Here is a 9438-nt window from a genome sequence, read left to right on the forward strand (position 1 = left end):
AGGCGCCGCACCGGGGTCTCTCGACAGAGGCACGAAACCTGCGTGACACAATACCCTTTCAAGCACAACGAGTTTACGTAAATGCAGATCACCAAGGCGATCTTTCCGGTAGCCGGCTTGGGCACGCGCTTCCTGCCCGCCACCAAGGCCCAGCCCAAGGAGATGCTGCCGGTGGTCGACAAGCCGCTGATCCAGTACGCGGTCGAGGAGGCCTATGCCGCCGGCGTGCGCGAAATGATCTTCGTGACCGGCCGCCACAAGCGCCCCATCGAGGACCACTTCGACATGAGCTTCGAACTGGAGGTCGCGCTGGAACAGGCCGGCAAGCAAGAGCTGCTGGACGTGGTGCGCAGCGTCAAACCGGACGACATGGAGTGCATCTATGTGCGCCAGGCCCAGGCCCTGGGACTGGGGCATGCCGTGCTCTGCGCGCAGCGCCTGATCGGCAACGAGCCCTTCGCGGTGCTGCTGGCCGACGACCTGATGGTCGGCCGCCCCCCGGTGCTGAAGCAGATGGTGGAGCAGTTCGCCGAATGGCGCGCCTCCATCCTCGCCGTGCAGGAGGTGCCCCCCGAGCACACGCGCCGCTACGGCATCGTCGCCGGCACCCAGGTCAACGAGCAATTGATGGACGTCAGCCGGATCGTCGAGAAGCCCGCACCCGAGGCTGCCCCCTCGCGCCTGGGCGTGGCCGGCCGCTATTTGCTGACGCCCGGGGTCTTCCATGAGATCGCCAACCAGCCGCGCGGCGTTGGCGGCGAAATCCAGCTGACCGACGGCATCGCCGGCCTGCTGCGCCGCGAGAAGGTGTTCGCCTACCGCTACGACGGCAAGCGCTACGACTGCGGCAGCAAGGAAGGCTTCCTGCAGGCCAACGTGGAGTTGGCTCTGGCCCACCCGGAGCTGGGCCCGGGCTTCCGCGACTACCTGCGCGCGCTGGAGTTCTGAACCTCGCCGACCTCCACAGCAAAAAGGCCACGCACTGCGTGGCCTTTGCCTGCGCGCCGAGGACAAGGGCCTCAGCGTCTCTTGAGCACGTGGACGAACGTGTCGCCTTCGTTGCCCTGCTCCACCAGCTCATTGCCGGTCTGGCGCGCAAAGGCCTGGAAGTCGCGCGTGGAGCCGGGGTCGGTGGAGATCACCTTGAGCAACTGGCCGCTCTCCATCTCCGCCAGCGCCTTCTTGGCCTTCAGGATGGGCAGCGGGCAGTTGAGGCCGCGGGTGTCGAGTTCCTTGTGAGCGTCCATCGTCGTCATCCTTGATCTGCGCCGATTCTAGGCCCCGCCTCAGGCGGGAAACACGCCGGTGGACAGATAACGATCGCCACGGTCGCAGACCACGAAAACCAGCGTGGCATTGGACAGCTGGCGTGCCATCTGCAGCGCGACCCAGCAGGCCCCGGCGGCCGAAATGCCGGCGAACAGCCCTTCCTCGCGCGCCAGGCGGCGCGCCATGTCCTCGGCATCGGACTGAGCGACCAGCACCAGTTCATCCACCGCGGCCGGGTTGTAGATCTTGGGCAGATAGGCCTCGGGCCAGCGGCGTATGCCGGGGATGCGCGAGCCCTCGGCCGGTTGCGCGCCGATGATGCGCACGTCGGGGTTGCGCTCCTTCAGGAAGCGGGAGGTACCGGTGATGGTGCCGGTCGTCCCCATCGCACTGACGAAATGGGTGATGCGCCCGCCGGTATCGCGCCAGATCTCGGGGCCGGTGGTCTCATAGTGGACGCGCGGGTTGTCGGCATTGGCGAACTGGTCCAGCACCTTGCCCTTGCCCTCGCTTTGCATCTTCTCGGCCAGGTCGCGCGCGTATTCCATGCCGCCCGAGCGCGGCGTCAGGATCAACTCGGCGCCGAAGGCCTTCATGGTCTGCGCCCGCTCGATCGACAGGTCCTCGGGCATGATCAGCAGCATGCGGTAGCCGCGTATCGCCGCGGCCATCGCCAGCGCGATGCCGGTGTTGCCCGAAGTGGCTTCGATCAAGGTGTCGCCGGGGCGGATCTCGCCGCGCTCCTCGGCACGCCGGATCATGCTGATCGCCGGACGGTCCTTCACCGAACCGGCCGGGTTGTTGCCCTCCAGCTTGGCCAGCAGCACATTGCCGCGCGCCGCCAGCTCCGGCGGCAGCACCCGCTGCAAGCGCACCAGCGGCGTGTTGCCGATCACATCCTCCAGCGTGGGGTAGCGAATTGCGTCAGTCATCGGCGCATTGTCCACCAAGGGCCAGCGGCCCGTCGGCTGGGGGCCGATGACCTCGCCTGGCGCCAGCGGGCCCGGACTGCCTCAGCAAGGTCCGCGGCCATGGCATAATCCGCGCCTTCGCCGCCCCCACACCGGGCGCGGCGAGCTGACGAGCCCGGGTGGCGAAATCGGTAGACGCAGGGGACTCAAAATCCCCCGCCGCAAGGTGTGCCGGTTCGAGTCCGGCCCCGGGCACCACAGACTTAGCATCGTCAGCTTCAAGAACGTTCCGCATCTGTTCCGCGAGTCGTTCCGCAAATGCCCCGCAAGACGGGGCTTTTGTTTGCCCAAGACACCGTGCAAACAAGCAGTTCTCCCGGCTTCGCAATCCACCTGCCCCACCGGAACCGGTGACTCCGGAACCAAGCTCGTCCGCGCCGAGGGATGTGGGCCTGGTCAGTCTGCCCTTCACGGACAAAACGGGCATTAATGCGCTATTCGCACAAACATCAGGCAGGGAACAGAAGAAGGGATGGCTACGATGGGTCATCGCCCTCGGCCCAGTCTCGATTCTGAATGGTGTGCGAGGAGCTCGAATCCCCGCGCGCGAACCTTCTTGCCCGCGCCCGAAGACTCTCCTCGCAGAAAGGCTTGCGTGATGATCAGCAATTTGAAGGTCGGCACCCGGCTTTGGATCGCATTCCTCGCCATGGTGTTTCTCATTGCCCTGGTCGGCGGATTGGGCATGGTCCAGATCACGCGGGTGAACAACGGCGCCGATCAGCTCGCCAACAGCTGGATGCCTTCCATCCGGGTCCTGGGTGACATACGTGCCAGCGCCAACGCGATACGCCGCGCGAACCTGCGCCACGTGCTGGAAACCACCCAGGAAGGCAAGAACACGCAAAAGGCCATCGGCGACAAGGCCAGGGCCGAGCTCGAAAAGAGTTGGAAAGAGTACTACCCTGCCCTGCTCTCTTCTGAAGAGGAGCGGCAACTGGCGGACGATATCCGCAGGCGACTCGATCAATGGCTGGCCACCGACGCCCAATTGCTCGCACTGTCCGACGAAGGCGCGGCCAAGTTTGAAGACGCGCGCGCGCTCGCGGTCGGAAAGAGCGCCACCGACTTCGCCGCGGCGGCGGAGAAAGTGGCTCAGGATGTCACGCTCAACGAAAAGGGCGGCATCGCCGAAGGCGAGCACGCCAAGACCGTCTACGGATCGGCCATCATGGTCGCGGGCAGTTTCATTGCCATCGCCACGGCCATCGGTTTCTTTTTTGCCTGGAGCATCACGCGTTCGATCGTCGCGCCATTGAAGGTGGCCGTCGATGCGGCCAATGCCGTGTCCTCCGGCGATCTGACCACGGCGATCGACGCGCAGGGCAAGGATGAACCGGCGCAGTTGCTCCGGGCCCTGCAAAGCATGCAGGAGAGCCTCTCGCGCGTGGTCTCCCATGTGCGCCACAACTCCGACAGCGTGGCCACGGCCAGCGTCCAGATTGCGCAAGGCAATGCCGATCTGAGCCAGCGCACCGAAGAACAGGCCAGCGCATTGGAGCAAACCGCGGCGACCATGACAGAGCTGGGGACCACGGTCCGCAACAATGCCGAGAACGCCAAGCAGGCCCATCACCTTGCCCAGGGTGCCTCCGGCGTAGCGGCCCAGGGAGGCGAGGCCGTGGGCCGGGTGGTCTCGACCATGCAAGGCATCAGCGACAGCAGCCGCAAGATCGGCGACATCATCGGCGTCATCGACGGCATCGCCTTCCAGACCAACATCCTGGCGTTGAATGCCGCGGTCGAAGCCGCCCGCGCCGGCGAACAGGGGCGGGGATTCGCCGTGGTGGCCGGCGAGGTCCGGGTCCTGGCCCAGCGCAGCGCGGAGGCCGCCAAGGAAATCAAGACGCTCATCGGTCGAAGCATTGAACAGGTCGAGCAAGGCGCCCAGCAGGTCGAGCAGGCCGGCAAGACCATGGGTGAGATCGTCAGCGCCATCAGCCGCGTCAATGACGTCGTGGCCGAGATCACCACTGCAACGGTCGAACAAAGCACCGGTATCCAGCAGGTCGGCGAAGCGGTCAGCCAGATGGACCAGGTCACGCAGCAGAATGCCGCGTTGGTGGAGGAAAGCGCCGCGGCCGCGGAGAGCCTGAAAATGCAGGCCCAGCAGCTGGTGCAGGCGGTGGCGACCTTCAAGCTGAGCTGAAGACACGATCTGCCCGTTAACGGCCCCGGCGCCTGTGCGCCGAGGCCCCTGTCAAGTCCTACAGCCGAGCCAATGCGCTTGCCATCGGCGCCCCGGCACTCGACATACACTCACCCGGTCCGCGACGACAACAGGTAACGACAACCTGCGCGGCCTCGTCCGAGCCATGCCACCCATCCCCCCCGTCACCAAGGCCTTCATCCTCGCCTGCGTCGGCCTGTTCTGCGCCTTCATCCTGCTGCCGCCCGGCATCGCGATGCTGTTCCAGCTGTGGCCCCTGCAGTCGGGCCGCTTCCTGCCCTGGCAGCCGCTGACCTACGCCTTCCTGCACGGCGATGTGCTGCACCTGTTCTTCAACATGTTCGGGCTGTGGATGTTCGGCTCCGAGCTGGAGCGCATCTGGGGTGGCAAGCGCTACATGCAGCTGCTGGCCGCTGGCGCGCTCAGCGGCGCCGCGGCACAGCTGGTGTTCACACTGCTGATCGGGTCCTACACGCCCACCGTCGGAGCGTCCGGCGCGCTGTACGGGCTGCTGCTGGCCTTCGGCATGATGTTCCCGGACCGCATCATCATGCCGCTGTTCCCGCCCATCCCGATGAAGGCCAAGTACTTCGTCGCGCTGTTCGGCGGGCTGGAGCTGCTGATGGGCATCAGCGGCGGCAGCGGCATCGCGCATTTCGCCCACCTGGGCGGCATGCTCGGCGCCTGGCTGCTGATCAGCTACTGGCGCGGGGCGCGGCGTCGCTGAACGAGCCGGCCAGCAGGCCGGTGCTCGGGTCGGGATGGCGCAGCGCCAGCCCGAGTTCCTGCTTCATGCGCGCATTGCGCAAACGCCGCGACTCACTCAGGAAACTCAGGCGCAGCGGCGACAACTGCTGCAAGGCCTCTTCGCGCGAGATGCGCGGCGGTCGCGGCAGTCCGCACAGGTCGGCCGCCAGATCGAAGTAGTCGCCCATCTTCAGCTCGCTGTCGTCGCAGACATTGCAGACCCGCTGCGGCAGCCCACGGCACAGCGCCAGCAGGCAGGCGAGCGCCAGGTCGTCGGCATGGATGCGGTTGGTGTAGACATCGTCCTGCGCGCGCAGCACCGGCGTGCCCTGTACCAGGCGCTCGCGCGGATGCCCACCGTCGCGGTCCCATGCATAAATGCCGGGAATGCGCAGCACGGTCACCGCCGCCCCACAGCGCGCGCCCCAGCGGCGCAGCTGCCGTTCGGCATCCACGCGCCGGTGCGCGCGTTCGTTGCTCGGCGCCAGCGGGCGCGACTCCTCCACCCAGGCGCCCGCGCAATCGCCATAGACCCCGGTGGTGCTGGCATAGACCAGCCGGCTGGGTGGCCGCGACCGCGACAGCGCCTCCAGCAGGTGGCGCGTGCGCGGGTCGCGGCGCCCCTGCGCCGGCGGCGGCGCCAGGTGCAGCACGCGGTCGGCCAGTCCGGCCAGGCGACCCAGCGTCGAGGGGTCGTCCAGATTGCCCAGCAAGGGAATCGCCCCCGCGGCTCGCAGCGCGTCGATGCGCCGCGCCGAACTGGTCAGCGCGAACACCGTCCAGCGCCCCCCCAGCAGCCGCAACACCCGCAGCCCCACGTCGCCGCAACCGATGATCAACAGACGTGGCTTGGCATGGCGGGCGGCATTCATGATCGGGGGCTCAGGCAAAATAGCGGTCAAGGAATCCAGTTTAGGTTCACGGCCCGCTCGACGGGCCGTGTTCGTGTCAGCCCAACCGCATCATGAGCTTCCAGGTCACCGTCCAACCCAGCGAACGCGTCTACGCCGTCGAGGCCGACGAAACCCTTCTGGCCGCCGCCATCCGCGAAGGCATCGGCCTGCCCTATGGCTGCAAGGACGGGGCCTGCGGCTCCTGCAAGTGCCGCCTGCTCGAAGGCCAGGTCCAGCTCGGGCCGCACCAGCCCAAGGCGCTCAGCGAAGAGGAGCGCGCGCAGGGCCTGATCCTGACCTGCTGCGCCCGGCCGCAGAGCGATGTCGTGCTGGAGGCCCGCACCGTGCCCGGCGCCGGCCAGTTCCCGGTGCTCAAGCTGCCCAGCCGCGTGATCTCCATCACCCGGCCCACGGCCGACGTCGCCGTGCTGCGCCTGCAGCTGCCGGCCAATCAGAATTTCCAGTTCCATGCCGGCCAGTACGTCGAGTTCATTCTGCGCGACGGCTCGCGCCGCAGCTACTCCATGGCCAACGCGCCCAGCCACCTGGGCACGCCGGCCGCGATCGAGCTGCACATCCGCCACATGCCCGGCGGCAAGTTCACCGACCACGTCTTCGGGGCGATGAAGGAGAAAGACATCCTGCGCATGGAAGGCCCGTTCGGCAGCTTCTTCCTGCGCGAGGATTCGGCGCGTCCCATCGTGCTGCTGGCCTCCGGCACCGGATTCGCGCCGATCAAGGCCATGCTGGAGCACATCCAGGCCAAGGGCCTGAGGCGCCCCATCCATCTCTACTGGGGCTGCCGCAGCAAGGCGGACCTCTACCTGGATGACTGGGCCCACCAGACCGCCGCCACGATGGGCGCCCAGCTGCGCTACATCCCGGTGCTGTCCGAGCCCAAGCCGGAAGACGGCTGGACCGGCCGCACCGGCTTCGTCCACCAGGCCGTGATGGCCGACCTGCCCGACCTGAGCGGCCACGAGATCTATGCCTGCGGCGCGCCGGCCATGGTGAACGCCGCGCAGGCCGACTTCGTCGCCCGCTGCGGCCTGCCCGAGGACGCCTTCTACGCCGACGCCTTCACCTCCGAGGCCGACAAGCAGAACCCGGTCTGACCGTTCGCGGGCCGCGGCGGGCCCATGCCGCCGCGCCTCGCACGTGTCCCCAGGCCCATGCAGCCTGACGCGACGCCGCAGCGGCATACTCGGGTCATGCAGCAGTTTCCCCCGCCCTACTCCAGCGCCGCGCAGTTCCAGGCCCAGCTCCAGGAACTGGGGCATACCGTCATCGCACCCGAGAGCCTGACGCACTGGCTGGGCATCGCGCCCGAGGCTCTGAAAGCCCTCGAGCCCTACTGGGACGATCTGCCGCCGGACACCTATCTGCGCGACGGAGGCCGCTACCGCTTCCGCCGCCATGCCAGCCTCATCATCGACCGCGCCGCGGCGGCAGGGCAAGACCTGACCCTGGCGCCGCACCGCCCGCACTGGCAACCGCTGGACTACAACGCACTGCACGGCGGCATTGAGCGCCACTTCCAGCCCGTCCATGCGTCCCTGCTCGGGCTGCCGGCCTGGCATGCGCTGCTGCTGGGGCTGGCCGAGGTGGCCGACCGGCTGCGCGGCGCCCGGCGCTGGTATGCCGAGGCGCACCAGTTCCGCATCGACACCACGGACGGCATCGGCCGCCCCACGCCAGAGGGCGCGCACCGCGACGGCGTGGATCTGGTCGCCGTCTTCATGATCGCCCGCGTCGGGATCAAGGGCGGCGAGTCGCGCGTCTTCGAGGCCAGCGGCCCGCGCGGCCAGCGCTTCACGATGACCGAGCCCTGGACCCTGCTGCTGCTGGACGACCTGCGCGTGATCCACGAAACCACACCCATCCAGCCTGCGGACAACGCCCACCCGGGCCACCGCGACACGCTGGTGGTCACGCTGCGCAGCGGGGGCTTTCTGGGGCCATGACCCCTCGTCGGAGGGGGGCCGCGTTGCGGGCAATGCAAAGCTTGCATGAGTCCCCGGGGCGGCTCGCGCACTCGGACCTGCGCGCGGCCCTACACTGAGGCACCCGGCGCCACAAGCGCGCGGGCCGCGACCGGCGTGCCCCGCGCCGCCGGTTTCCATCGCATCACAAGTGCCGCTCCCATGAACGCTCTCACCGACATCGTCCGCGCCCTTTCCGCTGGCGCCTCCGCCGACTCCCTGCCCACCTCGCTGTTCGGCCTGCCCGACCAAGCCCCGCACGAGCGCGTGCTGCTGGCCGCCGATCCGCAGACCGGGCTGAAGGCCATCCTGGCCGTGCACAGCACCGCCCGCGGCCCGGCCTTCGGGGGCTGCCGTTTCTGGAGCTATGACAACGAGCTGGCCGCGCTGAACGACGCGCTGCGCCTGTCGCAGGGCATGAGCCTGAAGAACGCGCTGGCCCAGCTGCCCTTCGGCGGCGGCAAGGCCGTGATCATCAAGCCGGCCGGCTCCTTCGACCGTCCCGCGCTGTTCGCCGCCTTCGGCCGCGCCGTGCAGTCGCTCGACGGCGCCTACATCACTGCCGAGGACGTGGGCACCACCACCGCCGACATGCTGGGCATGCAGGCGCACACCCGGTTCGTGTCCGGCATCCCGCGCGAGGGCGCGTTCGGCGGCGACCCCAGCCCCAAGACCGCCTATGGCGTGTTCGTTTCCATCGACGAAGGCGTGAAGCGCGTGCTGGGCCGCCAGTCGCTGGATGGCGTGCGTGTCGCGCTGCAGGGCCTGGGCGCGGTGGGCTGGCACCTGGCTGAATTCCTGCACAAAGCCGGCGCCCAGCTGGTCGTGGCCGACGTCAACGCCGAGAAGGTGCAGCGCGCCCAGGCCGAACTGGGTGCCACCGCGGTGGGGGTGAACGAGATCCTGGCGGTCCAGGCCGACGTGCTCGCGCCCTGCGCGCTGGGCGCGGTGCTGAACGGCAGCAGCATCCCCGCGATCCAGGCCAAGCTGATCGCGGGCGCGGCGAACAACCAGCTGGCCACCGTGGCCGACGGCGACGCGCTGCAGGCCCGTGGCATCACCTACCTGCCCGACTACCTGGTCAATGCCGGCGGCATCATCAGCGTGGCCCGCGAGTACCGCAACGAAGGCGAAGAGTCCCAGGTGATGGCCGAGGTGGGCCAGATCCGCGGCCGCGTCGCCGAGCTGCTGGAGCGCGTGCGCATCGGTGGCCTGACTCCCGCCCGCGAAGCCGACACCTGGGCCCGCTCGCTGCTGGTCAAGCCGGCCGCCTGAGCACCATTTCGCTCAGCAAGACAAAGGCAGCCCGCGGGCTGCCTTTTTTTGTCGCGGTGCCAGGTCTTGCGCTCCGGAGCGCCAAGCCCGGGCCTTACTCGCCCAGATAGGCGGCGCGCACCTTGGGGTCG

General features: G+C 68.3%; 9 protein-coding genes and 1 tRNA gene. 7 read left to right on the top strand and 3 right to left on the bottom strand.

The genetic code is table 11. From position 1 onward, the window contains the following. The first annotated feature begins 81 nt into the window (after positions 1-81). A complete protein-coding gene (gene galU / locus LZ017_RS21330) occupies positions 82-948 on the top strand; it encodes a UTP--glucose-1-phosphate uridylyltransferase GalU (protein WP_241398949.1) in 867 nt (288 codons plus the stop codon). A gap of 71 nt (positions 949-1019) precedes the next feature. On the opposite strand, the gene LZ017_RS21335 is transcribed toward galU, so the two are convergent. Both LZ017_RS21335 and cysM read right to left on the bottom strand, forming a co-directional pair. Beyond that, entirely contained in the window at positions 1020-1247 is a 228-nt protein-coding gene (locus tag LZ017_RS21335; protein WP_241398950.1) for a sulfurtransferase TusA family protein, read from the bottom strand. 39 nt (positions 1248-1286) lie between these two features. Then, positions 1287-2201, bottom strand: coding sequence for a cysteine synthase CysM (cysM, locus tag LZ017_RS21340; RefSeq protein WP_241398951.1), 915 nt, complete (start codon positions 2199-2201; stop codon positions 1287-1289). Between the two features lie 152 nt (positions 2202-2353). On the opposite strand from cysM, the gene LZ017_RS21345 reads away from it, so the two are divergent. The 3 genes from LZ017_RS21345 to LZ017_RS21355 all read left to right on the top strand — a co-directional run bounded on the left by LZ017_RS21345 (position 2354) and on the right by LZ017_RS21355 (position 5137). Further along, a tRNA-Leu gene (locus LZ017_RS21345) sits at positions 2354-2438 on the top strand. Between the two features lie 400 nt (positions 2439-2838). Next, entirely contained in the window at positions 2839-4389 is a 1551-nt protein-coding gene (locus LZ017_RS21350; protein WP_277604840.1) for a methyl-accepting chemotaxis protein, read from the top strand. A 166-nt stretch (positions 4390-4555) separates the two neighbouring features. Continuing rightward, positions 4556-5137, top strand: a complete 582-nt coding sequence (locus tag LZ017_RS21355; RefSeq protein WP_241398952.1) for a rhomboid family intramembrane serine protease — start codon at positions 4556-4558, stop codon at positions 5135-5137. On the opposite strand, the gene LZ017_RS21360 is transcribed toward LZ017_RS21355, so the two are convergent. After that, the gene (locus LZ017_RS21360) at positions 5106-6029 is read right to left on the bottom strand and encodes an SDR family oxidoreductase (RefSeq protein WP_241398953.1); all 924 of its coding nucleotides are present in this window, start codon (positions 6027-6029) and stop codon (positions 5106-5108) included. The two genes, LZ017_RS21355 and LZ017_RS21360, sit on opposite strands and share 32 nt — an antisense overlap. Before the next feature lie 92 nt (positions 6030-6121). Here LZ017_RS21360 and LZ017_RS21365 point away from each other — a divergent pair, with 92 nt between their 5' ends. The 3 genes from LZ017_RS21365 (at position 6122) to LZ017_RS21375 (ending at position 9307) form a co-directional block, all read left to right on the top strand. Further along, on the top strand, positions 6122-7165 hold the full coding sequence (locus LZ017_RS21365; protein WP_241398954.1) for a CDP-6-deoxy-delta-3,4-glucoseen reductase: 1044 nt from the start codon (positions 6122-6124) through the stop codon (positions 7163-7165). Between the two features lie 96 nt (positions 7166-7261). Continuing rightward, positions 7262-8014 (top strand): 2OG-Fe dioxygenase family protein, encoded by a 753-nt coding sequence (locus tag LZ017_RS21370; RefSeq protein WP_241398955.1) that lies wholly within the window; start codon positions 7262-7264, stop codon positions 8012-8014. A gap of 180 nt (positions 8015-8194) precedes the next feature. Then, on the top strand, positions 8195-9307 hold the full coding sequence (locus LZ017_RS21375; RefSeq protein ID WP_241398956.1) for a Glu/Leu/Phe/Val dehydrogenase dimerization domain-containing protein: 1113 nt from the start codon (positions 8195-8197) through the stop codon (positions 9305-9307). Positions 9308-9438 lie beyond the last annotated feature (131 nt).

The sequence above is a fragment of the Pelomonas sp. CA6 genome, assembly GCF_022549225.1.
In the GTDB taxonomy this organism is placed as follows: Bacteria; Pseudomonadota; Gammaproteobacteria; order Burkholderiales; family Burkholderiaceae_C; genus Roseateles.